Origin of the sequence: Paenibacillus sp. GCM10027629, from assembly GCF_042676425.1 — a bacterium.
Classification (GTDB): Bacteria; Bacillota; Bacilli; order Paenibacillales; family Paenibacillaceae; genus Paenibacillus_K; species Paenibacillus_K terrigena.
Genome location: NZ_JBHTGZ010000009.1, coordinates 1,600,443 through 1,622,597, shown reverse-complemented (window position 1 = coordinate 1,622,597; position 22,155 = coordinate 1,600,443). Strand labels below are relative to the sequence as shown.

At 40.6% G+C, this 22,155-nt stretch carries 29 protein-coding genes and 1 pseudogene; 23 read left to right on the top strand and 7 right to left on the bottom strand.

Translation table 11 applies throughout. The features are described from left to right. Positions 1 to 444: 444 nt before the first annotated feature. From ACFQZR_RS16935 to ACFQZR_RS16890, 10 genes and pseudogenes are all read left to right on the top strand, one after another. Positions 445 to 1,815, top strand: a complete 1,371-nt coding sequence (locus ACFQZR_RS16935) for a helix-turn-helix domain-containing protein (RefSeq protein ID WP_379347869.1) — start codon at positions 445 to 447, stop codon at positions 1,813 to 1,815. After that, entirely contained in the window at positions 1,790 to 2,740 is a 951-nt protein-coding gene (locus ACFQZR_RS16930) for a VOC family protein (RefSeq protein WP_379347867.1), read from the top strand. Before ACFQZR_RS16935 ends, ACFQZR_RS16930 begins: the two co-directional genes overlap by 26 nt. Before the next feature lie 162 nt (positions 2,741 to 2,902). Continuing rightward, positions 2,903 to 3,691 carry a VOC family protein gene (locus ACFQZR_RS16925; RefSeq protein WP_379347865.1) on the top strand — a complete coding sequence of 263 codons (789 nt, stop codon included), beginning with the start codon at positions 2,903 to 2,905 and terminating at the stop codon, positions 3,689 to 3,691. Between the two features lie 139 nt (positions 3,692 to 3,830). Beyond that, positions 3,831 to 4,409: a VOC family protein gene (locus ACFQZR_RS16920; RefSeq protein ID WP_379347863.1), complete on the top strand. Its 579-nt coding sequence runs from the start codon at positions 3,831 to 3,833 to the stop codon at positions 4,407 to 4,409. A gap of 328 nt (positions 4,410 to 4,737) precedes the next feature. Then, positions 4,738 to 5,220, top strand: coding sequence for a DUF2975 domain-containing protein (locus ACFQZR_RS16915; protein ID WP_379347861.1), 483 nt, complete (start codon positions 4,738 to 4,740; stop codon positions 5,218 to 5,220). 10 nt (positions 5,221 to 5,230) lie between these two features. Continuing rightward, positions 5,231 to 5,452, top strand: coding sequence for a helix-turn-helix domain-containing protein (locus ACFQZR_RS16910; protein ID WP_379347859.1), 222 nt, complete (start codon positions 5,231 to 5,233; stop codon positions 5,450 to 5,452). Positions 5,453 to 5,522: 70 nt separating this feature from the next. Further along, positions 5,523 to 6,753, top strand: a pseudogene (locus ACFQZR_RS16905) (DUF4153 domain-containing protein). Between the two features lie 230 nt (positions 6,754 to 6,983). After that, positions 6,984 to 7,466 (top strand): DUF2975 domain-containing protein, encoded by a 483-nt coding sequence (locus ACFQZR_RS16900; RefSeq protein WP_379347857.1) that lies wholly within the window; start codon positions 6,984 to 6,986, stop codon positions 7,464 to 7,466. Positions 7,467 to 7,476: 10 nt separating this feature from the next. Then, on the top strand, positions 7,477 to 7,695 hold the full coding sequence (locus tag ACFQZR_RS16895) for a helix-turn-helix domain-containing protein (RefSeq protein ID WP_379347855.1): 219 nt from the start codon (positions 7,477 to 7,479) through the stop codon (positions 7,693 to 7,695). 170 nt (positions 7,696 to 7,865) lie between these two features. Then, entirely contained in the window at positions 7,866 to 8,186 is a 321-nt protein-coding gene (locus tag ACFQZR_RS16890) for a hypothetical protein (RefSeq protein WP_379347853.1), read from the top strand. 136 nt (positions 8,187 to 8,322) lie between these two features. On the opposite strand, the gene ACFQZR_RS16885 is transcribed toward ACFQZR_RS16890, so the two are convergent. Next, positions 8,323 to 8,499, bottom strand: coding sequence for a hypothetical protein (locus tag ACFQZR_RS16885; protein ID WP_379347851.1), 177 nt, complete (start codon positions 8,497 to 8,499; stop codon positions 8,323 to 8,325). A 438-nt stretch (positions 8,500 to 8,937) separates the two neighbouring features. Beyond that, positions 8,938 to 9,543, bottom strand: coding sequence for a V-type ATP synthase subunit I domain-containing protein (locus ACFQZR_RS16880; RefSeq protein ID WP_379347849.1), 606 nt, complete (start codon positions 9,541 to 9,543; stop codon positions 8,938 to 8,940). A 225-nt stretch (positions 9,544 to 9,768) separates the two neighbouring features. On the opposite strand from ACFQZR_RS16880, the gene ACFQZR_RS16875 reads away from it, so the two are divergent. Beyond that, positions 9,769 to 10,665, top strand: coding sequence for an RCC1 domain-containing protein (locus ACFQZR_RS16875; RefSeq protein ID WP_379347847.1), 897 nt, complete (start codon positions 9,769 to 9,771; stop codon positions 10,663 to 10,665). A 237-nt stretch (positions 10,666 to 10,902) separates the two neighbouring features. Here the strand turns inward: ACFQZR_RS16875 and ACFQZR_RS16870 are convergent, their stop codons facing one another. After that, positions 10,903 to 11,115 carry a hypothetical protein gene (locus tag ACFQZR_RS16870; protein WP_379347845.1) on the bottom strand — a complete coding sequence of 71 codons (213 nt, stop codon included), beginning with the start codon at positions 11,113 to 11,115 and terminating at the stop codon, positions 10,903 to 10,905. A gap of 277 nt (positions 11,116 to 11,392) precedes the next feature. Between ACFQZR_RS16870 and ACFQZR_RS16865 the strand changes: the two genes are divergently transcribed. The 4 genes from ACFQZR_RS16865 (at position 11,393) to ACFQZR_RS16850 (ending at position 13,624) form a co-directional block, all read left to right on the top strand. Further along, the gene (locus ACFQZR_RS16865) at positions 11,393 to 11,905 is read left to right on the top strand and encodes a P-loop nucleotide/nucleoside kinase family protein (RefSeq protein WP_379347843.1); all 513 of its coding nucleotides are present in this window, start codon (positions 11,393 to 11,395) and stop codon (positions 11,903 to 11,905) included. A gap of 10 nt (positions 11,906 to 11,915) precedes the next feature. Then, positions 11,916 to 12,410, top strand: coding sequence for a tyrosine-type recombinase/integrase (locus tag ACFQZR_RS16860; protein WP_379347841.1), 495 nt, complete (start codon positions 11,916 to 11,918; stop codon positions 12,408 to 12,410). A 40-nt stretch (positions 12,411 to 12,450) separates the two neighbouring features. Further along, positions 12,451 to 12,879 carry a 3-hydroxyacyl-ACP dehydratase FabZ gene (fabZ, locus tag ACFQZR_RS16855; RefSeq protein WP_379347839.1) on the top strand — a complete coding sequence of 143 codons (429 nt, stop codon included), beginning with the start codon at positions 12,451 to 12,453 and terminating at the stop codon, positions 12,877 to 12,879. Positions 12,880 to 13,099: 220 nt separating this feature from the next. Continuing rightward, positions 13,100 to 13,624, top strand: coding sequence for a hypothetical protein (locus tag ACFQZR_RS16850; protein ID WP_379347837.1), 525 nt, complete (start codon positions 13,100 to 13,102; stop codon positions 13,622 to 13,624). Between the two features lie 119 nt (positions 13,625 to 13,743). Here the strand turns inward: ACFQZR_RS16850 and ACFQZR_RS16845 are convergent, their stop codons facing one another. The 3 genes from ACFQZR_RS16845 to ACFQZR_RS16835 are packed head-to-tail and all read right to left on the bottom strand — an operon-like array spanning position 13,744 to position 15,504. Beyond that, on the bottom strand, positions 13,744 to 14,592 hold the full coding sequence (locus ACFQZR_RS16845) for an alpha/beta fold hydrolase (RefSeq protein ID WP_379347835.1): 849 nt from the start codon (positions 14,590 to 14,592) through the stop codon (positions 13,744 to 13,746). 22 nt (positions 14,593 to 14,614) lie between these two features. Then, complete coding sequence (locus ACFQZR_RS16840) at positions 14,615 to 15,010, bottom strand: DUF6220 domain-containing protein (protein WP_379347833.1); 396 nt, start codon at positions 15,008 to 15,010, stop codon at positions 14,615 to 14,617. Between the two features lie 17 nt (positions 15,011 to 15,027). After that, entirely contained in the window at positions 15,028 to 15,504 is a 477-nt protein-coding gene (locus ACFQZR_RS16835; RefSeq protein WP_379347831.1) for a MarR family winged helix-turn-helix transcriptional regulator, read from the bottom strand. Between the two features lie 592 nt (positions 15,505 to 16,096). Here ACFQZR_RS16835 and ACFQZR_RS16830 point away from each other — a divergent pair. The 5 genes from ACFQZR_RS16830 (at position 16,097) to ACFQZR_RS16810 (ending at position 18,564) form a co-directional block, all read left to right on the top strand. Continuing rightward, entirely contained in the window at positions 16,097 to 16,804 is a 708-nt protein-coding gene (locus ACFQZR_RS16830) for a hypothetical protein (protein WP_379347829.1), read from the top strand. An 11-nt stretch (positions 16,805 to 16,815) separates the two neighbouring features. Further along, a complete protein-coding gene (locus tag ACFQZR_RS16825) occupies positions 16,816 to 17,514 on the top strand; it encodes a CD3324 family protein (RefSeq protein WP_379347827.1) in 699 nt (232 codons plus the stop codon). Between the two features lie 273 nt (positions 17,515 to 17,787). Continuing rightward, the gene (locus ACFQZR_RS16820) at positions 17,788 to 18,105 is read left to right on the top strand and encodes an alpha/beta hydrolase family protein (RefSeq protein ID WP_379348947.1); all 318 of its coding nucleotides are present in this window, start codon (positions 17,788 to 17,790) and stop codon (positions 18,103 to 18,105) included. After that, the gene (locus tag ACFQZR_RS16815; protein WP_379347824.1) at positions 18,029 to 18,190 is read left to right on the top strand and encodes an alpha/beta hydrolase; all 162 of its coding nucleotides are present in this window, start codon (positions 18,029 to 18,031) and stop codon (positions 18,188 to 18,190) included. The genes ACFQZR_RS16820 and ACFQZR_RS16815 overlap by 77 nt, the downstream gene beginning before the upstream one ends. After that, positions 18,175 to 18,564, top strand: a complete 390-nt coding sequence (locus ACFQZR_RS16810; protein WP_379347822.1) for an alpha/beta hydrolase — start codon at positions 18,175 to 18,177, stop codon at positions 18,562 to 18,564. The genes ACFQZR_RS16815 and ACFQZR_RS16810 overlap by 16 nt, the downstream gene beginning before the upstream one ends. 168 nt (positions 18,565 to 18,732) lie before the next feature. Here the strand turns inward: ACFQZR_RS16810 and ACFQZR_RS16805 are convergent, their stop codons facing one another. Beyond that, positions 18,733 to 19,233, bottom strand: a complete 501-nt coding sequence (locus tag ACFQZR_RS16805; protein ID WP_379347820.1) for a L,D-transpeptidase — start codon at positions 19,231 to 19,233, stop codon at positions 18,733 to 18,735. Between the two features lie 469 nt (positions 19,234 to 19,702). Between ACFQZR_RS16805 and ACFQZR_RS16800 the strand changes: the two genes are divergently transcribed. The 3 genes from ACFQZR_RS16800 to ACFQZR_RS16790 all read left to right on the top strand — a co-directional run bounded on the left by ACFQZR_RS16800 (position 19,703) and on the right by ACFQZR_RS16790 (position 22,050). Beyond that, positions 19,703 to 20,275 carry a GNAT family N-acetyltransferase gene (locus ACFQZR_RS16800; protein WP_379347818.1) on the top strand — a complete coding sequence of 191 codons (573 nt, stop codon included), beginning with the start codon at positions 19,703 to 19,705 and terminating at the stop codon, positions 20,273 to 20,275. A gap of 194 nt (positions 20,276 to 20,469) precedes the next feature. After that, positions 20,470 to 21,099 carry a Type 1 glutamine amidotransferase-like domain-containing protein gene (locus ACFQZR_RS16795; protein WP_379347816.1) on the top strand — a complete coding sequence of 210 codons (630 nt, stop codon included), beginning with the start codon at positions 20,470 to 20,472 and terminating at the stop codon, positions 21,097 to 21,099. 192 nt (positions 21,100 to 21,291) lie between these two features. Further along, positions 21,292 to 22,050 (top strand): helix-turn-helix domain-containing protein, encoded by a 759-nt coding sequence (locus ACFQZR_RS16790; protein WP_379347814.1) that lies wholly within the window; start codon positions 21,292 to 21,294, stop codon positions 22,048 to 22,050. The last annotated feature ends 105 nt before the right edge of the window (positions 22,051 to 22,155 follow it).

Below are 22,155 nucleotides of genomic sequence, written 5' to 3'. Positions count from 1 at the left end.
GACTATACAGATCAAGTCATTAACTGGAAAGTGATCGACTTATTCGCTGCACACAGGCCCAATTTGCTGTGTTGCCTCGGCACGGTTTAGAAGAGTTCGATTTTATGGGGTACAGAAAAAGCAGATGACTACGTGAGATTGAAAATGGGGAGGAGTATGGGGACTGACCAATATAATATAATTCTTCAAAATTTTATATAAGAATTGAGATGGAAAGGGAGCATTCTTTTAAGCCTTGGTGGAATAGTATTTATCATTTGCGTACTTACTTTATTATTCAAGAACAGATCAAGATTAAGCGACGGGACACTATAGTTCAACCATCAAGGCTGTCTATCGACTGGCAGTCTTTATTTTTTGATAATTTTGAACATAATGGGAACAAATTCCTCTGTTATAATGATAATCAAGAAGTCATAGAGACAGGTGAAAAGAATGAGCTATATGGAGTCAATACAAAGGGCGATTGACTATATCGAGGAACACTTGGACGAGGAGCTTGATCTCTCCAGCATCGCAGAGGAAGCTTATATCTCGATTGCTCAATTGTATCGGGTGTTCTATTCGCTTACCGGACATTCCGTCAAAGACTACATTCGCAAAAGAAGAATGAGCGTCGCTGCCAATCACCTGAGAAACTCGAAGCGTACCGTGGAGGAACTCGCGTGGGACAGCGGATTTGAGTCTTATCATTCATTTGCCAAGGTGTTCAAGAAGATCGTGGGGTTGACGCCGGCCGCATATCGTAACGCCGAAATATTCTTCAGCTTCGAATCGATCCGTCTACACGAGCAGATCGCTTACAAGGAAGACAAGGAACAAGCTGAACGCTTTCCCGACGTCAAAGTTATTCGGTTCATGCCCAACAAGATGTACGCGTATCTGCACATTTCCAAGCAAGAAGTAGGCATAGAAAATGAGGCCTTCCGGATTGTTTTCGAAAAACTCGTTGCAAGTAATTTTACAAGGTACAGTAAGGTACGGATTTTCGGTTACAATGTGGATCTTCCTGAAGAAAACGGAAAACCCCAAAATGGTTACCGGATACTGATTACGAATGAAGAGGAATGCATTGTTGATGAAGCGTTTACTGAGGAGCCATTCATTGGCGGGTTGTATGCGGTAAGAAAGGTTACAGCGTCGTCCCCGAAGACCGTTCAGGAAGGTTGGGACCGACTATTATCCGAATGGTTACCGAAAAGCACATTTGAGATCGGCACGCACCAATACGTCGAGGAGTTCAGCGCTTACAACGGTAAGGTAACGAGAATGAACTTATATCTTCCCGTGCAACGAAAGTTTCATAACGAACCGATAGAAGTCGTTGAGCTAACTGAGGCAATTGCCTTCTTCTGCCGAGGTTTCGGGGCCGAGGCTCAAATGGTTGCCGAACAGCGATTGATCGATTGGTGCAAGAGAGGGTCTGACGGAAGCTGGCAGGCTGGTGAAGGAAAATATTATATGTCATATCATTACGGTAATGAAGATTCTGAAGAATACTGGTGGGAAAACGGGATACTTACGGCTGAATCGGAAACTTCGACACTGAAGGGAATTGAGAAGAAGCATATTGGGTCTGGTTCATATGCTTGCTGCGTATCCAAGACATACGGCTTGTTAACTGGCGTTCTAGATAAGATGCACCGTTGGATTACGACTAACAGCAATTATCGGCTGGATGAAGAGCGGCAATGGTTCGCGGAATATCACACATTTAAAGGAATGAACCTAGAGCGGGACTCTATCGTGAAAGTCTATATTCCTATCATATCAGGGGAGAGTGCTCAGAATGAAAAACTCCGCAGAGAAGGTTAATGAAGAAAACTATCAACCTCAATTTGTTACACAGGCGTTCAAAGTGATGATGGGGCGAGCTGAAAAATCATTGGATCATGTAGAAGATCCGCCGTCCAGCCTCTCGAATGGACTTGAGTCTGAAATCGATCTTATGACGCTTGTCCAGTTACCTGCTACCAGACTGAAGCAGACAGTGAAGTTTTATGTCGAGGTGCTGGAGTTGACATTGTCCTATCCGGGTAGGCCGATTGAAAGCAACGTTTTCGTACAAACATTTCCAAGAATGGGCCCGAGTCTGCATATTCTGGAAACCCCGGATTCGGAGTTTCGACATCTGCATGGAACGTTGAACGGAAATCTGGAAGAATATCTAGCTTTTTACGCTAAAAGTCTGGTTCATCTTCACGAACGGCTGTTGCAAGCGGGGGCAGAAATCGTAACGGAACCCTCGAACGGCTACATGTCCTTTTGCGATCCAGAAGGCCATCTAATTGGGGCTTACGAGCGAACGGATTCCGGAATCAACGATCGGTTCGAATCCAATATTACCGGTTTCCACCATGTCCAGATGTACGTCGCAGATCTGGTGAGAACGGCAGCATTTTTCGAGCGTTCGCTGGGGTTTGAAAGAGTCATATCAGATGAGGATGCGATCTATATGGCGGTGAACGGCGGCGAAGAGAATCAACCGATGATACGATTGGTACATACGAGGGATCAAGAGAACCTGCAACCAATGTACTGGATCCTGGACGGTCGCCCGAAGCATGCATTAGAACTTCACTCGAAAAACATAGGGGTCCTGAAGGAACGAGTGTTGGAGAATGGAGGGGTAGTGAAGGAAGATCTAGAGTTTACCGGCTGCGGCGGCTATCTCAAGTTTTATACGCCCGACGGCCATTACATCTGGGTTAATCAGGATCGAAGATACTGCGGTTACTAAGGGAGGAACAATAGGGTGGGGCACAACGCCAATTTCAAAAAAATGGATGACAATGGTTGTCCACCATGGGGGAATCCAGACAACTACAGGCCGAAACGTGTTCCGGTAGCATTCAAGATTTATTCAGTTGGAACAACTAACTTACTGAAAGGAGAGAAAAGTATGGAACTTGTCAAAAGCCCGATCGATAATGTTGTAGAAAGCGTATTTGTTCATGTATCCGATCTTCGCCGTTCTGCCGAGTGGTATAGCATGATGATGGGACTACCCCTATTGGAAGAGAGATTAAACGGGGGAAACGTTTATTGGTTGATGCTACAAGGGGGAACCGGTATCATCTTGGATGACAACAGAAGCAACGAGCCGGATACGCCTCATGTCAGATTCATGTACAAAACCTCCGACATCGAGGAATCGTACCATTTCCTGGATGAACTAGGTATAAGACCGATATTTCCGATAGAGCGGCCGCATTCCGGATTGGCATTTTTAAGGTTTAACGATCCGGACGGCAACTCGATCATGGTTACGCAATCTGATTATATCTCAGAGGTCATCGAACGATTGGAGGACACGGATAGTCCCATCTTGAACCATATCGGCGGAATCTTTTTAAATATAACAGACATGAATCGAGCGATTCGATTTCATAGTAGAGTGCTCGGGCTACCTTACCATGAGGATGAATCGGGGCAAGAGAATTCTATTTATGACTTGAAAACGGAGAGCGGGGCTGGCGTGCTGCTGGATAACAATCGATTTAAGCAAGGAGATGACTACGAAACCCTCTTTATGCTGCTTACGCATGACGTTGATGCCTCCAAAGCTTATTTGGAATTGAATGGCGTATCGGTCTTCACCGACATTGAAAGGTATGGTAAGGAGTTGGCATTCTTTACGGTCAAAGATCCGGATGGCAATGTCATCATGATTTGCTCCAAAGTGGAGTGAGGAATTAACGTTTTTGTGTAATGTTTAAAGGGTTGTCTATATGGCAGGAGAATGGAGAGAATACTGTGAATTCGAATGAAAACAGTCACAGCCATGTGCACTAGATAGGTTAATTTTATTAAAAAGGGAGGTCTTATCTTTGGTTACAGATACAAAAATTGATCAAAATACCGATGGATACAGACCTATGGTAGTACCTAAGGCTTTGAAAGTAGTTGAAGCCTTCAGAGAAGGCGAAATAATATTCGGTGGTCGTACAGAAATTAATATAGATAACAATGCAATCGGAAGAGGACGGGATAAAATGAGTGAGCAAGCAGTAGTCAACCTCGAGGGAGCCTCGTTCGTCTTGTTAGTCAAGAATCTGGAACAAACGATTCGATTTTATTCCGAGATTGGCTTTAAACATGAAGTGGTTGGATCGAAAGTATTACATCACCATGTCTCTAGAGATAAACTGACTCTCATTCTGTTTGAAGTTAGAAATGATGATGAGGTCAAACCGATTAGTTCCATTTATTCGGAGCAATATTTTGATGTGTATTGTTACACCAATGCAGTAGATTTGCTTGCTCAGGAAATAATCGAAAAAAATATAACTATCATTAGAGAGCCGCATTACACAAATCACTGGAGTGAGTTTACATTCCAAGATATTAACGGCTATCAAATCACTTTTGGTGGTGGTGTTGTTAATAAAGACCTGATTTCGGGGTAATAACTTTTTGGATGCTGTTGCATTATTTTTTGCTCAGGTTCATTCAATGGTCATTAGACTAACGGAGAACGATAGTTGAGGAGCTTGCTTGAGGCGTCTCCTTTTTGATTTATTGAAGTAACGGCAGTTTTGTTGAACAAGTTGTAAATTTAACATTTTAAAGTAAGAGCATTTCTTTGTAATGAGAAATGCTTTTTATTTTTTTGCTTAAAATAAAAAGGATATTCCATTGACAATAACAATATAATAAAAAACGATACAAATTTATTGTAAAACAATAAATCGTGTGTTAAAGTCATTTTATAATTAAATAAGCGAGGTGCTCTTTATGGAACGAGGAACAACACTCTTTTTAAAGATAGCTGTTATTCTTATCGGAATACCAGTTCTTGCTTTGTGCATATTTTTGGTGCCAGAGATTGCGAATTTTGTGGCAGAATTGTATCCAGATCATTCTTATTTGAAATATCTCGTATTCATCGATTTGTATGCAACGGCGATACCTTTTTACTTTGCTCTGTATCAAGCATTTTTACTATTAGGCTATATTGACAAGAACAAAGCTTTCTCGGAATTATCCGTACGAGTTCTAAAGAATATAAAATACTGTGCAATCACAATCAGTATCTTGTATGTGTTAGGCATGCCACTCTTCTATCTCATAGCGGAGAAAGACGATGCCCCAGGTATCATAGTTATCGGAATGGTCATAATTTTTTCCTCCATGGTGATTGCCGTTTTTGCTGCTGTTCTCCAAAAGCTTTTAAAAGAGGCTATTGCTATAAAATCAGAAAATGATTTGACGGTCTGAGGTGACTAACATGGCGATTATAATCAATATTGATGTGATGTTGGCTAAAAGAAAAATGAGCGTAACAGAACTTTCGGAGAGGGTTGGAATAACAATGGCTAACCTTTCTATATTGAAAAATGGAAAAGCAAAAGCAATTAGGCTATCAACTTTAGAGGCAATTTGCAAAGCATTAGAGTGCCAACCTGGAGACATTTTAGAATACAAAAGTGACGAAGACGGTCAAGGCTAATAAAGTTTGGTTAAGAAACATTGTGGAGGAAGGTAGGAACGAATTTTACATTTATTAGGGGAGGTATATCATGGACAACCTGATTATTAAAAATATTGCTAACCCCCATGAGCTGGAGAGAATGTTTAGAAAAGAACCCGAAGTTTTTAAAAAGTCATTGTCATCCGCCTGGGAACAAAACCCTGATTCGCAGGTTCTTGCCGTTTGGTATGAAAGATTGTATTTTAAGGAGACGGAAATACAGAAAAAACTTCCTTGCTACAAAAGAATTTCTTATCCATGGGCATTTTAGCAATTCTTGCTGGAATAAGCACCAGGATCATTTTTCATTTTGTCGAACAGCAAGCGATAGCCCCTGTCAACCTTATTTTTGGCATACTTCCCTTTATTGCAGCCTATTTTGTATGTAATAATACTCCCCAAAAAAATGTTTTTTACACCCTCGCATCGTTATTTCTAATCTCCGGATTTTATCTTAATATACTGCCACTTGAGCATAAAGACAGTATTATTCTGGCTTATCTACACCTTCCCATTTTCTTATGGGTAGTATTAGGGCTTGCATTTACAGGAAATGAATATCGAAAAGGCAGCACTAGATTAGCCTATCTTAAATTTAATGGGGAATTTGGCATATTCTACGCCAGCATGGCAATCAGCGGAATGCTGCTAACAGCATTAACCATGCAGTTATTTAGATTTGTCGGCATGGATATATCTCAATTTTATTTTAAAAATGTCGTTTTATTTGGTGCTGCTGCTCTCGCTATTGTGACTGCATACCTGGTATCAAGGAACCTAAAACTTTCAAAAAATATTGCACCCTATATAGCCAAAATTTTTAGTCCTCTTGTACTAGTCACATTGTTGGTCTATCTTGTAACGGTGATTTGGGTCGGAAAAAATCCATTCTTGGATCGCAATTTCCTAACGGAATACTCCTTAGTGTATTGGCCGTCACCATATTCTCCATTACCGAAAGCGGCATAGACGAGAAAAGAAGCATTTCTGATTATATAAATTTTACCCTTATTTTTCTTGCTCTTATCATTGACAGTGTAGCTTTATCAGCAATAGTGTTCAGGCTTTCTTCTTATGGGATTACGCCCAACAGACTTGTTGTTTTAGGTGTAAACATACTTATCTGGGCCAATCTAATTTGGATTATGCTCTCCTATATGCGTTTTCTACGAAATAAAACCGGGCCTTCAACCATCCAAGATGCCGTTACTAAGTATTTGCCGGTCTATGGACTTTGGGCAGCTTTTGTTACATTTACTTTTCCTTTAATTTTCGATTAGAAAAGCTGATGCATGGATGGATGGCAGTTTAGTTGAACAAGTTGTAAATTTAACATTTTAAAGTAAGAGCATTTCTTTGTAATAAGAAATGCTTTTTATTTTTTTGCTTAAAATAAAAAAAGGATATTCCATTAACAATAACAATATAATAATAAACGATGCAAATTTATTGTAAAACAATAGATTGTGTGTTAAATTCATTTTATAATTAAATTAGCGAGGTGCTCTTTATGAAACGGGGAACAACACTCTTTTTGAAGATGGCTGATATTCTTATTGGAATCCCAGTTCTTGCATTGTGCATATTTTTGGTGCCTAAGATCGGGGATTTTGCTGGAGAATCGTATCCAGATATTGCTTATATGAAATCTCTCGTTTTAATCGATATGTACGCGGCAACGATACCTTTTTACTTTGCTCTGTATCAAGCTTTTAAACTTTTAAGCTATATTGATAAGAACCAAGCGTTCTCGGAATTATCCGTAAAGGCTTTAAAGAATATAAAATACTGTGCCATCACAATCAGTACCTTGTACCTGCTAGGTATGCCACTCTACTATCTCATGGCGAAGAAAATTGACCCTCCAAGTTTCATACCAATCGGATTGACCATTATTTTCGCCTCTATGGTGATCGCCATTTTTGCTGCTGTTCTCCAAAGACTTTTACAAGAAGCTATTAATATAAAATCAGAAAATGATTTAACGATCTGAGGTGAATATCATGGCGATTATCATCAATGTTGATGTGATGTTGGCAAGAAGGAAAATGAGCGTAACAGAACTTTCGGAGAGGGTCGGAATTACTATGGCGAATCTTTCCATTCTGAAAAACGGGAAAGCAAAAGCGGTTCGTTTTTCAACATTAGAAGCGATATGTAAGACTTTGGATTGTCAGCCCGGTGATATTTTGGAGTACAAAAGTGACGAAGACACTCAATAAAAACAGACGACAAATTTATATAACTTACGGATAACGATAGTGGAGGAGTTTGCAGCGATGCAGCTCCTCTTGTTCATTGGAGTAACGTTCAGGTTAGCGCAACAAATAGAATTTTATAACGTCTGAATAATATTCCAAAGTTGGGGATTTAGATGAAAGGAGGGACTAATTTGAATAAAGCATTACTGATTGTCGTATTTGCTTTGTTCATAATTTCAGGTTGTTCAAACAATCCAAAATCAGATGATGATAAAAGTTACATTTATACTGTTACGATAGAAGATAATATATATGGTTTTACTGGAGTACAAGTACCTAAAGAGCAAATAGGCGAAAAAATTGGAATTGAACCTATAGCATGTAGTGTCTCAGAATGTAAAACTCCACCTGGAGATGTGTTTTATAAAATCAAGGGATCTAAAAGCAAGGAGACCGTAGCGGTTGTAAGCTATGATGAGAAAGTTTATTACCGATGGGCAAGAATAAGTTAAGTTAACGGGACATGATAGTCCAAGTAAAAAACAGAAGGCTATTGGCATATAAGTGGGGAAGTGTGAATTCTCAGCAGATTGTTATAACCAGGCTGCCGCTAGGTCGGCAGCCTGCAGTTCACTAAACCCCTCGTTCTTAACTATCGATAATCTTATCTAACGAGGTTTGTGCATCACGGTTTGCCACTTTAGCAATTTCACGATCCGTTTTACTTCCTCCTTGGATGGAATCCGTTGCATTTGCCTGCTGGTTCAGTTGCTCTTCAACTTGTCCTATCCCATGCGCCCCTTGATGATTCCGGCTTGTAGGCATAATTATCACCTCCGTTAACATTTTTGAAAATTCCCAAACTTATTTTTTTGTCAGCTTTACTTCGAATTATTTTGTATTCTAGATCTTCCTTGATCGTTCGGGTCGTTTGATCGTGATGGGCTATGCTTTGGTTTGTTTTTTTTGGGGTTGGTTTTAGTGCTCATTTTATAGTTCACCTCCTCTGTAATCCATAAAGAGTATTTCTCCAAACCGTGATCTTTATTAGAATATTAGGTGCTAAACTAACGTGTAATTTACGCTTTAAAGTTTGATCGAATTGATGCAGGGGGAGGTAATTTCTTTATATGAACTAGTATCCTCGCACGCAATAGCTTTTAATTTGGTTTCATAAGAATACTTGGTCATAATAAAAAAACTGCACCTCTAATTGTTATGTGTATCTAACAATTGGAGGTACAGTTCACCCATCGCACTTTTTTATATTTGTTTCAATTGTTTGAGTATGGTTATCCAGATTCTCAAACCTGTCACCCATAGCGTCAAAGCAGACCCAAAACCGATAAAAGTAGACGTCGCAATCAGAGATACATTGCCAAGAGTGGCGTTCATTGGTAAAAAGAAAGTGATAATGCCTAGAATACAGAGCACTACACCTGTACCATAATAAAAATTTTCTCGAAACAATTGAGCTAAAGGAAAAAAATGAATACCAACAATGATAGCCATGATAGGGAAAAAGACTTCAAAATGATTGGTTATGTTACAAATTATACTTGCAATAAAGATCGCAAGACCTTCTAGACCAAAGATCAAACCAAATTTTCGATTTATTTTTTTCCAATGTTCCCTCTCGTTCGGTGTAACAGCATTGTTCATGTTACGAGCTTTACCAAAAAGCGAAATGGCTCCGATAAGTAAGATTAATGTCACAATACCCGAAAGAACAAGTAACCATGGAGCTCCAAGTTCATGTGAACCAATAATACCAATGGAAGCCCAAAGCATTCCAAAAAAAGTCATGAACATTACGCCATTTGCAGCTCCAAAGACAGCAGCCTTCGGTAATTTTACTAAATCACTCATATTAAGCAGACTCCTATAATCCAAATTTTTTATGTACTCTTATAAAATCATAATTTTACTTTTTTGTCTATATTTTCTAACAAAGGCTATGACCTAAAAGTGGAGGGGTTATTATGAATAAAAATAATTCGCTTATTATAGTATGGAACGTACAACTCTCGTAGTACAGTTGACTACGATGAAACGTATATAAAAAAATAGGTCATGTTTTCAAGGAGGTAAAATATGGATTACACTTCACCGAAAGAAGCGATGTTAAAGGTGAAACGGTGGCCTAAAGATACCATAACGGCGGGTCCTCGTCATACCGTTGGGCTTAAATCGGACGGAACGGTGACGGCTGTGGGTGATAATAAATATGGGCAATGTGATGTAAGCGGCTGGCGCGATATTGTGGCGGTCGCGGCTGGTAATGTTCATATGGCGACGAACACGGGGAATGCTCATACAATTGGTCTTAAATCTGACAGTACTGTGACGGCTGTGGGTTGGAATAAGTATGACCAATGCGATGTAAACGACTGGCGCGATATTGTAGCGGTTGCAGCGGGTTGGCGTCGTACCATTGGTCTTAAATCGGATGGCACGGTGGTAGCAGTGGGCCGAAATAATGAAGGTGAATGCAATGTAAGCAGTTGGCATGATATTGTGGCGGTCGCGGCGGGTGACTGGCATACCATCGGTCTTAAATTGGACGGCACGGTGACGGCTGTGGGTAATAATCGGTATCGCCAATGCAATGTAAGCGGCTGGTGCGATATTGTGGCGGTCGCGGCGGGTTATCTTCACACAATCGGTCTTAAATCAGACGGTACGGTGACGGCTGTGGGTTTGAATAAACATGACCAATGCGATGTAAGCAGCTGGCGCAGTATTATGGCGATAGCGGTGGGTAGTAATCATACCATCGGCCTTAAATCGGACGGTACTGTGGCGGCTGTGGGTTTGAATAAACATGACCAATGTAATGTAAGTGATTGGCGCGATATTGTGGCGATTGCGGCGGGTTGTGCCCATACCGTAGGGCTTAAATCGGACGGCACGGTGGTTGCTGTGGGTGATAATGAATATGGCCAATGCGATGTAAGCGGCTGGCGCGGCATCCAATTGCCCGGAAATTAGTATTCAATATTAATATAAAAAAATACACAACAACTTAGGAAATGAGAGCTCAATAAACAACACCACGAAGCTGCCGCAGATCGTTCGATAGCTTCGTTGCGTTAACGAGGAACGATCGTTCAATTAAGACATGTCGGTGGTAGAAATGATTCATCAAGAATCAATACTCAATTAGCGAATCAAGGTTATATTGATAGTTTAATATTTAAACATTGCCGAACTGTGACTAGAACATACCTATTCAATCGCTTCTAGAGCTTCTGTGGCAATGGTCTTGGATGCCTCGTTACCTTGCTCTGAACTCTCCGCAATGGTGTGCAGCGCTTTCTTGGCGATCTCCATCTGTGCGGTCAAACGGTCAACCATTTTGGCAAGATCGATGGTAAAGTCGTCTGTTAACTCGCCATTGCCCATTAAGACGACCGCAGTAAATTCGAATCTATTCTTCATTTTTATTTATCTCCTTCAGCTTGATTTCATTGCCGACGTAATCGGCCCCAATAGACGTAGGCTGGAATCCGATGCAATTCCCGTTGGGCCCATATTAAAATCATATGCTACCAAACGCTATTTTGTAAATGATTTCCTATTCCCCATCCTCACGTACGCGGCATTTTACGTTATCCTAACGGGGGACTATAGCTTGAAAAATAACGAAAACTCGGCTGCCGACTTAGATCGGAGCTGCGTTTCGCTAACGGACAGTTTTGTGAAGGAGGCGAGTTTAATGCTATATATATTTAGCGGGTTGCCAGGCACCGGGAAGTCCACGTTATCGTCAGCTTTGGCTAGAGAGTTACAGGCCGCGTATCTCCGGGTTGATGTCGTCGAGCAGGCTATGCGGGATGCTGGAACGTGGGTCGATGGACCTGCGGGTTACATCGTGTGTTATGCGATTGCATCGCAGAATCTCCGGTTGGGCCTCGATGTGATAGCAGATACAGTCAATCCCCTCCAAGTAACGCGCCAAGCTTGGCGCAACGTAGCGGAATCTCTTGAAACTCCGTTTGTGGAAATCGAAGTGGTCTGCTCTGACGTTCGTGAACACAGGCATCGCATCGAAACACGTGTAGCCGATATTCCCGGCTTTGTTCTACCCACGTGGGAGAAGGTCAGGAACCGACAGTACGATACTTGGGACCGAGATCACATCGTCATCGACACAGCTCATCAAACTGTGGCCGAAAGCTTGACGACGTTATGTGAACAGTTGGATCGGGAGCGTAGAAAATTTAGTTGATTACACTAACTTGAAAGCCTACACCCAGCAGCTCAAGATGTTACTAAGAGAGCTAGGAGACCTGGATATTTCTGAGGCAAATCCCTCTTTAAAGTTACGCGAATACAAAATGGACAAGCGTTTTCCTAAGTTTTTGATCGAAGAAGATGTCATTCATTTGAAAATTTCTTGCCAGTCCCGGAGGGCAAGAGCACTTCAGGAGTTTCTCTACAGTACCGGCTGCCGGGTTGGAGAGGTGGAGAAGTTAAACATTAAAGACCTGAACTGGGAGAACTGCTCCGCTATTGTAAATGGAAAAGGTTCAAAACAGAGGGAGGTTTACTTTATAACCGAGTGTAAAGTGTGGTTGATGAAGTATCTCGCGAGCCGAGAGGATTCCTGTAAGGCCTTATTTGTAACCGATACACATCCAACAAGACGAATGGCTATTCCGACAATCAGATGGGCATTAAAAAGGATTACTCAACTAGAGGGCAGTATAATTGTGGGCGATTTTGCTAAATGACGGTAAAATGGTTATAAGCCAATATCAAAGGAGGCAATCCATGCTCGATATTAATAGAATTAAAGAAGTTATTCCACATAGATATCCCTTTCTTTTGGTCGATAAAGTCTTAGAAATTGTTGAAGGAAAGAAAGCCGTTGGAATTAAAAATGTGACATTCAATGAACCTTTTTTCCTTGGTCACTTTCCCGATTATCCCGTCATGCCTGGTGTCTTAATTGTAGAAGCACTGGCACAGGTCGGTGGTATCGTGATGTCCAATGGTGAGAGTAGTAATCATAAATTAGGTTTTTTGACTGGTATTGATAATTGTCGGTTCAAACGGCAAGTAAAACCAGGAGACAAACTCAATCTTGTATTCGATGTGACGCGAATCAAGGGACAGATTGTCAAAGGAAAAGGTGTCGCCACAGTAAACAATGAGCTAGTTTGTGAAGCTGAAATAATGTTTGCATTCAGTTCGATTTAGTTTCTAAGCTAACGGGACACGATAGCCGGAAATGAAACTAAGCATGTTACAGCTAAATTAGCATGGAGTGGTATTAGTTTGATGAGGAGGGGCTGGGAAGACCAGCCCTTTACTCTAGTAAAGGGCTGATTAGTTTAATACATTTTCAAATGAGATGATGTAACTAATACGGTAAGACCACGTCTATATATAGGTGATTTTATGTTAAAGGGAGCTTGGGATGCGTCGAAAAAAAACATTTATTATATCTGTTACGGGATTTTTAGCTTTACTGGTAGTGTTCATTTATTTAACTCCTTTTGTAGGAAAACTTGTAGCAAATACAAGGTTTGAAGGATACGCTAGGAGCGTTGGTATTAGAATTATAAAAAAATCCCCACCTCTTCCCAGTGTTACTTCGGGGCAAACTCAAATTCCAGTTATCCAGAGTAGTTATTGTTGGGGCAATTTAGGATGTGTAGATTATGCAGGAGGAAATACGATGTTAAAAGGGGTTACTCCTACTGCTATAACTTCTGAAGGAGACATTACAGTTTCATTTGCTTATAAACCAGCACCTAATGGGTTGAACATTCAGCAATTTGTCGATGATAAAACAATACAAATTCCTTTGATAAATGGCTCTTTTAATGCTCCCAAAGAACAAGGTACTTATTACTACGGGATTTCAGCATTCTGGACAACCGATGATGGTGAATTTTCGAAAGGTGATACATCAGCAGTTTTTGTTATTGAAGTTAGATGATTGAACTTACGGGACACAATAGCTTGATAAATACCTAAGACGCGGCTGCCGAATTTTCTCCAATCATGATTTCATTTTCGTTTCTTTGAGGTTTAGTGACCTCCAATATATTCACCTCATTACCGATTCTTTGTACGTTCGACCGGGAGGCAGCTCTCCCTATGAAGAACATCCCGTAAGACAGCCGCCCATTCCTGAGGCATATCAAAAAAAGAAATATGATGTCCCGGGAACATCACCATCTCGCAACCAAGCTTTTCCGCCAAGATGGGAGCTGTTCGCCCATAATATTTCCTTTTATCCAGCGTCAGCTTGCCTGCTGCTACAAACATTTTAACTCCGTTTTGCTTAATCCTCTCGATATCGGGCATATAGTTCACGCCGGGAACCATTTCGTATCTGATTAAGAAACTTTCATTATTCGCTTCCGTTACACGTTTTTGAAAATCTTTTGGAACACTTTTAAAAGCACTGAACGGGATGGAAAGGGACAAATTGAACCTGAAGCTTGCCATTTGAACGCCGAATCGAAATGACGTCCGATAAACATTCGCAAAAAATCTTTGCCATTTTTCGGCATCCGGAAGCACTCTGATTACGGGCGCTTCGTGGACAACCATTGCTTTGACTGCTTGAGGATGTCTTGCCGCCATTTCTAGCGCAAAAATGGCACCTCCGCTATTCCCAAAAACATACGCTGATCGGTGACCGGCCGCTTGTAATACCGCAACCGCATCTCTCGCCTGTTGGCTAACCTCAAAATTTTGCGGGTCGTTTCTGGTGCTGCGCGAATTGCCGCGGCGGTCATACGTGATTACCTGGTATTCGTCTGCAAGAATATCGGCCACATACGAATAAAATCCGGCATCTCCACTACCGCCTGAAATCATTAAAAGCGGTTCTCCTTCTCCCCGAACTTCATAATATAACTCATCGCCTTCGGTCTTCACACGCCCCGATTTTACCATGTAGTATCCCTCCTGTTTCGAGCTATCTTCGCTTCACTAAAAATGGATAAGAACCTCGTACCAATTCAAGAGTTCCCCAAAACAAGGCAAGGGCCAGAACGGGATGCAGAGCCCCTGCAATGCCATGCGCCGTATAATATTGAATATTGAATAGGACAAATAAACCGAGGCTCCCCCAGATCATCTTCCGGGAAAGCTTACCGATGATGCCGAGAATGAACAGGATTATCGAAATATATTCAAACATATGAACGAACGTCCTATGCCAGTTCCAAGCTTCCGAATGATCGAACAAAGCCACTCCGGCTAGAAATACTTGTACGAGGATACAAATCATTAACACCCACGAGAGAATGTAATACGCCAACCTGCAATTTTTCACCCGAGAAGTCTCCGTTTTACTAACTTCAACTGTCATATTTCAACCTCCTTTCATCAGATGTAATTGTCCATGCCCAATTCTTTTAGTTCTTCGGCGATCTGACCATAAATTTTGTTTAAAATCTGAATAAGGTTATCCTTTTCCTCATTGCTTAATTGACTGAAATATCCACTGTCTCTTTCAATTCTTGTCTGATGCATTTTTTCGTGTTCCCAATAGATCTCTCTGCCGATGTCCGTAAGCTTGAAGTAGATCTCCTTCTTATTGTCGGGCTTCTGATATCGTTCTATGGCTCCCGTCTCGATTAATCGTTTGGTCACTTTGCTGATCGCACCTCTGGTGACTTGAAAAGCATTAGCCAATTTGGTCACATTAGCGTCTTCCATCTTCTCGATGAAATCGATGCAGTGAACTTCCATAAACGTGTTCTCTCGCATGAACTTAAATTTTTTCTCTTCTATCGTTTTAATTAAGTTATGCCTTTCCGAAACTCGATTAAAAATTCGGCTTAATTCCTCATCCTTAGCCATAAGACACCTCATTATTGTTTACTGTGGAAACAATAACATCATAGCTTTTTTTGTTTCCTGTGTCAACAAAAAAAGACAACTGATCAAATTGACCTCTAACGGGCAGTTTACTTGAATAATGAGAACAAGACGGGCTGCTTTCGACGGATACGAGAGCATTTCAGGGCTAAAGAATGATGCGCTAAATCAAAGAGTCTCTATCTTTGGTCAACGATGCAATACGCTTGAACAGATTACCGGTATGAATTTCGACTCGGAGCCTGAGAGGCGTGAAGGTCAGTGCTGGTATTTGGATAGAAGTACCGAGACAAGACTCGGTATTGCTCATAAGTGGATAGAGTGGCAAAAAAGCAATTTACTAAGCTAACTAGTAGGATAGTTTAATTTTGGATTAGAATGGGCCAAGCTCCTCGGTGGAACAGCTCCAAGCGGGTTTATGTTTTTTTTGCTTCAAGCCCCTGTGCCGTCATATATGTAAAGTTAAGTAAAGGTATTCATTGCCTATAACCAAGCAATTTCCCAATGTTATGATATTTCCATATCAGATGCGCAGCTGATGTTATTACAATGTGAAAATGGAAGGGACGATCAAATGATGGGAAAAGATAATATCATTAAAGCGATGCTCTCTGAAAAGGTAAGTATGACACCTAATGGATTTGTTGCAGATCATTTAAGCCCACAACAGTTTGCAGATAGCTACGAATTGTTTTTTGACAAGATTCTTGAGATCAGTTCATCAGATATAGCGGGAGTTGAAGGCTATGGTGAATTTAATGATGATTGTAAAACAGAATATGGGACCTGCAGGGAATTTTTGATCGATACATTTGCAGAGGATAATGAGGGGTATTGGTTTAATTGGAGGGAAATGTTCGAAACAACGGTTTTAGAACGTGATTTCTTTGAGAAATACTTTAAGGAAATGGAGGGTAGAACTCGTTATTGTGAAGGAAATCGGTATTTGGTTAATAATAATACGTTTTTCGAGAATATGATTACCGATGGGAAGACGATTGTCGGTTTCCCTGACTGGAGCAGATCCGGCATTTGCGATTTCCTATTGGATTTTGCCATTATGGACTTAAATAAGCCTTACTTGAAGATACCAGAACTGTTAGCTGAGTATTGTAAGAAAAGGGATATCGTCATACCGGATTTTAAAGAAAGATACTTATGTATGGCTTATTATAAAGGGATCGATACCTTGCGTTGGCATGCATCGATTGATGACACGGAATCCTGCATGTCCATCATGAAATCCATTAGCGAATTGAAAGATCGACTATACGCCTTATAGATGGTGATGATATGAAATATGAAAATGCTGGCGATGTGATACCAGAGGAGCTATTGAAAGAAATCCAGAAATACGCGGCAGGCAAACTTCTTTATATTCCTACTGGTGAGGAAAAAAAGGCTTGGGGTGAGACGTCTGGTTACCGAGATCAACTGCAGAAGCGCAACCTCATGATTCGTAATAAGTATGCTCATGGCGTTACGGTTTCGGAACTTGCGGACGAATACTTTTTATCCTTGGATTCCGTAAAAAAAATCATCTATTCGAAGAAGAACAATAGACATTTATCATATGCCCCGACTTTGGAGTCAGCTGTACAGTATGCGAATGACGGGATGTTGGAAGAATGGATTCAATGCTATCTGCTGCTTACCCGAAAAGTTATTCCCATTCTACACGATTTCGTGAAGGAAGATCATCTATATATCGGAGTTGTAAAGTTTCCACTGCGTCTCATTCAGCGTGATGAAATAGAGATCGAGGAAAACCATGAAGCTGAAGATGATGACCATGCAGCCGCACCACCACCGCTTCTTGTTCAGTACGAAGAAGGCAAATTTCATTGCATCGTTCAGAAGAAGTTATTAAACGTATTAAAACAACGCAAAGTAAATGCTTATCCGACCATAATCGTTATGAAAGGAAATGACGATTATAGAAGGTTTATGAAATACTACGGAAACATATTCTTTTTTGTTAATAAAGTATGATTTTGATAACGGGCTATCGATTGCGGGATGGCCAAAAACTTCGCGGAGACCCGTAGCATAAATAATAGAGATAGTAATTCCGCTATAGAGTCACGACGGCAGCCGGTCGGCACGATCGGTTGTTTTTGTTGAACGAACGGGACATGAGGGAGTTTAATAAACGGGCAGTTATCTTCAACAACCTTGAGTACATGTAGGTTCCTATCCTACTGGATGTAAATTGGAATATAATAGTATAATTATTGAAGCATTTAGCGAAAGGGGGAGTTGGTTGTGCGAGTTGTCAAATTTGATTATCCTGTGAATGAAATACCCTATAAAGAAATAGGGGAACGTAAATTAAAATTTTATATATTAGAGCCTGAATCCCGCAAAAAGGACAGAACAGCTATTTTATTCTTCGTTGGTGGTAGTTTTGGGAAGGGGCCACGAACGCCAGCAGATTTTCAACATCAAGCAAAGTATTTCTCTTCAAAGGGTATAGTTTCAATCTGTGTTGACTATAGGACAGGTCATGATGAAGGTTTTTCTCCAGTTCAAGCAGTTTGTGACGTTAAATCCGCTGTTCGGGTTGAGGGGGAATTCCGATGACTTGGGAGTAGACCCCAATAAAATTGTTGTGTGTGGTTCATCTGCAGGTGGATACATTGCTGTGTCCTTATGTTTGAGGATGTAAACGATGACAGTGATAATCAAAGTATAAACTATATTCCAAATGCGTTAGTCGTTTTCGGTGCTGGAATGGATGGTGTTGATATCATGAGGAGACGTTACCCGGAACTGCTTGATAGGGCAATGGAACTGTCACCTCTTCACAATATTAAAAAGTGCTTACCTACAACCTTATGGCTATGCGGAACAGCCGACGAACTATATGAGCAAAATAAAAACTTCGTTAATCTCATGATAAATGAAGGTAATGACGTGACGTTTGTTACATATGAAGGCATGGAGCATGGCATCCCCAACTATGGAAGCCACCCAAATAAGTCATATAATGATACCACTCTTAAAATTGATGATTTTTTGAAAACGATAGGATTTGTTTAATCCATCTTTTTGTGCCTTGATGATATGATCCTCTGCAATCTATCGATGAGCTTGAGAATGTGAAGGAAATCTCGCATGTTGGTACGATTTTGGTCTCGGATCAGATGGGCATAAAAAAATGATGACCCCCGTCGATTTCAGAGGTCATCTCTTTACTTATGCAGTGTATTATTTCTGAATGAGAACCAGCGTATTGACTTTGATCTTATCGTATAGCCAACGGACATCTTTGTTATGCATCCGGATACAGCCTGCGGATACGTATTTGCCAATGGAGGATTCATTGTTGTTGCCATGGATGCCATACGCATAGGACGTGTGCCCGTTTTTCTTCACTTCCAAGCCTAGCCAGCGGTCTCCGAGGGGATTCTTCGGATCACCGCCTTTGATTTTCTCTTTGTAGTAAGGCCTGTTTTTGATTTTCTCGTGAATTGGGAACAGTCCTTCAGGCGTGTACGATGACTTCTTGCCTGTTGCTACAGAGAAGGTCTTGATGGCTTTCCCCTTTTCATAGTACGTCAACTTGTTCGTCGACTTATCAATGACTATGAATTGGGTGTATTCCGCATACTTGCTGTTTAGCTTGGCGGCTTCCGCATGACTAGACGCAGGAAAAAAGATGATCCACAGCAAGGTAAAAAGAATACCGGTAACGAACAACTTCTTCAACCAAGTTCACCTCTCCGAATGGTGTTATGCACCATTCATTCTATGAGGTCAACGATCAATTATTGTATGTCCCCGTAAATTATAACGAATGCGTCGAGCGAACAGGGCTTATCGTGACTCTTGCTGATTTAGCCATTGAATAACGTCGGCGGTTACCTCATCGCAAGTGGTTTATTTAGCATTTCATGTTGTCCTTCTGGATACAGCATAGCTAAGACATGGGAGAATCCCAGCTTTTCAAAGAGCGACAGAAGTTGCAATCCCCTTTTCCTTGAGCACTGACAGACAGGGTCTTGAGCCCCGAAGAACACATAGATCGGGATATCCATATGGATGAACTGATTAATCCGCATATCGGATCGTTGATATATTTATCGACTTCTGCATTCAAGAGAAGGCTAGGATGCCGCTCACCTTGCAGCTTCATTTGGATAGGGGACATGCGAATCATTCGGAAGGAGCATAGGCAATGAGTTTCGTTCAATTAGAAGGCGAAAGAATATCATTAATCCCACTTGAGTTGGAGCACGTAGATTCCTTATTCCAATGTTCACAATCTCCTCTAATCTGGGAAAACCTCCCGACTAAAATCCAAAATTTAAATGAAATGCAGACCTTCATACATACAGCAATTTTAGGGAGGGAACACGGAGATGAATTTCCTTATGCTGTCTTTGACAAAACGCTTAATAGAATGGTCGGAATGACCCGATATTTGAGGATTTCGTCTGTACACAAGAACTTGAATATTGGATGGACATGGTATTCTCCTGAAGTGTGGAGAACAGCGGTAAACTCAGAGTGTAAGTATTTGTTACTAAAATATGCATTTGAAGAATGGAATGCTGTTCGTGTTGAAATAATTACGACGACAACTCATAGACGTTCACAAAAAGCTATTGAACGATTGGGAGCAAAGAAAGAAGGAATACTTAGGAAAAAATATAATGGATTAGATTATGTAATATATAGTGTCATTGATGAGGATTGGTATGATGTTAAGAATCGGCTTGAGTCATTCCTAAAACCTCCAATCGCTTAGATTACACGGTTGAACCAACGGGAAACGATAGCTCAATAATCATCAGGAGAAGGCTGCCAGCAGCAGGATTTTTTTAGCATGGAAACAGAACGATGAAGGATGTTGCTTATCGATACCTATGAGCTGACGCTTAACGAGGGAATACGAGAGTAATACGAAAACCATTCATACATAATGACTCAAGGAGGATTAAAATGAAATTTTTTTTATCATCATCATTTAATTATGGAACTGAAGAATTAAAATTGAAAGAAATGACAGCAAAAGGGAATAAACATGTTGCTTTTATACACAATGCACTAGACTTTGCGACTGATTTGGAAAGAAGGAATAAAAGTGATGCAATGAACATTTCCGATCTTGAGAGATTAGGTTTTAATGTAGATATTTTAGACTTAAAACAGTATTTTAATAACTCAAAAGAACTGGAAGAAAAACTCGAACATTACGATGTTATATGGGTTAGAGGCGGCAATACATTCGTTCTGGCACAAGCCATGAAATTGAGTGGTTTTGATGAGATTATTAAGAAATATCATAGAGACAGTAAAAATATTGTCTATGGGGGATACAGTGCAGGTATATGTATCCTAGGACCAACACTAAAGGGAATTCACCTAGTAGATGACCCCAATCAGAAGCCGTACGGAGAACAACATCAAACCATTTGGGAAGGATTAAATATTTTGAATTATGCTATTGCCCCACATTATAAGTCGGACCATAAAGAATCTGAAGATATGGATAAAGCAGTTGAATATATGATCGATCATAAAATCCTTTTTAAAGCTTTGAGGGATGGAGAAGTCATTATTATCGAATGAGTGTAGGGAACAGGAAAACGGGACACGATAGTTAATTATCAAAACAAGGTGCAAATCGCCGCGGGAGTGTTATTTGATTCTACCGTTGATACAGAAATTCAACTACTGGTTTAGTTGTAAAATACACCTCAATACCATAGAAATTCAGTTACGATATAATCAAAGTATACATTGATGGAGGTGTTCTAAACCATGCTAGAAGATGCTAATAATCTTGGTGAAAGAATCAGTCAGCTTCGTCGCAGTAAAAGTATGACACAAGAACAATTAGGGCTGTTACTTAATGTTTCTCCCCAAGCAGTTTCCAAATGGGAAAAAAGTGACTCCTTGCCCGACATTTCTCTTATGACAAAGTTGGCAGACGTTTTTGATTGCACAACAGACTATTTGCTCGGAAGACCTAGCAATTTGCAATCCATGTTGCCTCAGATAAGAGTGGAGCTTCGGAAGATGACCCAAGAACAGAAAATAAATATTATGGGCGAGCTGATTGATGCAGCATCTCACAATGAAATGACACCTGCATCACACCCCGCACTAACTCAAATTCAATTAGGTCCAACTGGATTGGGTCTGTGGGCAAAAGATAGATTAGTTTGTATTGCTACTTCACTTTTTCTAAACGAAGCTACAGAATCAATGCAAGAATCAGTTGAATTTCCAATGAATATTTTACCAACGAGTAAAATTACAGTTCTATATGAGCTGTTGCTTAATAATGAAAACTTACAGCCAGACTTCACTCCAATTGAAGATTCGATACTTCGCTCACGACTACCCACGGACATGAATTTTCACAAAGTAATCATAGATTGTATTGAACTCGGTTTTGTGGATAGAGTCCGAGGTGGGTATAGACTTAATGTTAAAGGTGATATTGCAACACGTTTGTTTTCAATCGTGCATCGGGTTGTAAGTAAGCCTGATTCGTTTTCTTTTGATTTTAAGTAAAATTAGTGTTCATCGGTGTCGCTTTACCTTTTACATGATAATTAAATACTTAATTAGCATTGGGCTGTCGGCATGGTTCGGCAGCCTATTGTTTTAACGGGCTAG

Coding starts and splice junctions, on each gene's coding strand:
- ACFQZR_RS16935 (WP_379347869.1), top strand. CDS start 445: ATGGAGTCAATACAAAGGGCGATTGACTATATCGAGGAACACTTGGAC.
- ACFQZR_RS16845 (WP_379347835.1), bottom strand. CDS start 14,592: ATGGTAAAATCGGGGCGTGTGAAGACCGAAGGCGATGAGTTATATTAT.
- ACFQZR_RS16815 (WP_379347824.1), top strand. CDS start 18,029: ATGATGAAGGTTTTTCTCCAGTTCAAGCAGTTTGTGACGTTAAATCCG.
- ACFQZR_RS16930 (WP_379347867.1), top strand. CDS start 1,790: ATGAAAAACTCCGCAGAGAAGGTTAATGAAGAAAACTATCAACCTCAA.
- ACFQZR_RS16925 (WP_379347865.1), top strand. CDS start 2,903: ATGGAACTTGTCAAAAGCCCGATCGATAATGTTGTAGAAAGCGTATTT.
- fabZ (WP_379347839.1), top strand. CDS start 12,451: ATGCTCGATATTAATAGAATTAAAGAAGTTATTCCACATAGATATCCC.
- ACFQZR_RS16850 (WP_379347837.1), top strand. CDS start 13,100: ATGCGTCGAAAAAAAACATTTATTATATCTGTTACGGGATTTTTAGCT.
- ACFQZR_RS16885 (WP_379347851.1), bottom strand. CDS start 8,499: ATGCCTACAAGCCGGAATCATCAAGGGGCGCATGGGATAGGACAAGTT.
- ACFQZR_RS16865 (WP_379347843.1), top strand. CDS start 11,393: ATGCTATATATATTTAGCGGGTTGCCAGGCACCGGGAAGTCCACGTTA.
- ACFQZR_RS16830 (WP_379347829.1), top strand. CDS start 16,097: ATGATGGGAAAAGATAATATCATTAAAGCGATGCTCTCTGAAAAGGTA.
- ACFQZR_RS16915 (WP_379347861.1), top strand. CDS start 4,738: ATGGAACGAGGAACAACACTCTTTTTAAAGATAGCTGTTATTCTTATC.
- ACFQZR_RS16880 (WP_379347849.1), bottom strand. CDS start 9,543: ATGAGTGATTTAGTAAAATTACCGAAGGCTGCTGTCTTTGGAGCTGCA.
- ACFQZR_RS16825 (WP_379347827.1), top strand. CDS start 16,816: ATGAAATATGAAAATGCTGGCGATGTGATACCAGAGGAGCTATTGAAA.
- ACFQZR_RS16790 (WP_379347814.1), top strand. CDS start 21,292: ATGCTAGAAGATGCTAATAATCTTGGTGAAAGAATCAGTCAGCTTCGT.
- ACFQZR_RS16900 (WP_379347857.1), top strand. CDS start 6,984: ATGAAACGGGGAACAACACTCTTTTTGAAGATGGCTGATATTCTTATT.
- ACFQZR_RS16840 (WP_379347833.1), bottom strand. CDS start 15,010: ATGACAGTTGAAGTTAGTAAAACGGAGACTTCTCGGGTGAAAAATTGC.
- ACFQZR_RS16895 (WP_379347855.1), top strand. CDS start 7,477: ATGGCGATTATCATCAATGTTGATGTGATGTTGGCAAGAAGGAAAATG.
- ACFQZR_RS16875 (WP_379347847.1), top strand. CDS start 9,769: ATGGATTACACTTCACCGAAAGAAGCGATGTTAAAGGTGAAACGGTGG.
- ACFQZR_RS16870 (WP_379347845.1), bottom strand. CDS start 11,115: ATGAAGAATAGATTCGAATTTACTGCGGTCGTCTTAATGGGCAATGGC.
- ACFQZR_RS16810 (WP_379347822.1), top strand. CDS start 18,175: ATGTTTGAGGATGTAAACGATGACAGTGATAATCAAAGTATAAACTAT.
- ACFQZR_RS16795 (WP_379347816.1), top strand. CDS start 20,470: ATGAAATTTTTTTTATCATCATCATTTAATTATGGAACTGAAGAATTA.
- ACFQZR_RS16835 (WP_379347831.1), bottom strand. CDS start 15,504: ATGGCTAAGGATGAGGAATTAAGCCGAATTTTTAATCGAGTTTCGGAA.
- ACFQZR_RS16800 (WP_379347818.1), top strand. CDS start 19,703: ATGAGTTTCGTTCAATTAGAAGGCGAAAGAATATCATTAATCCCACTT.
- ACFQZR_RS16910 (WP_379347859.1), top strand. CDS start 5,231: ATGGCGATTATAATCAATATTGATGTGATGTTGGCTAAAAGAAAAATG.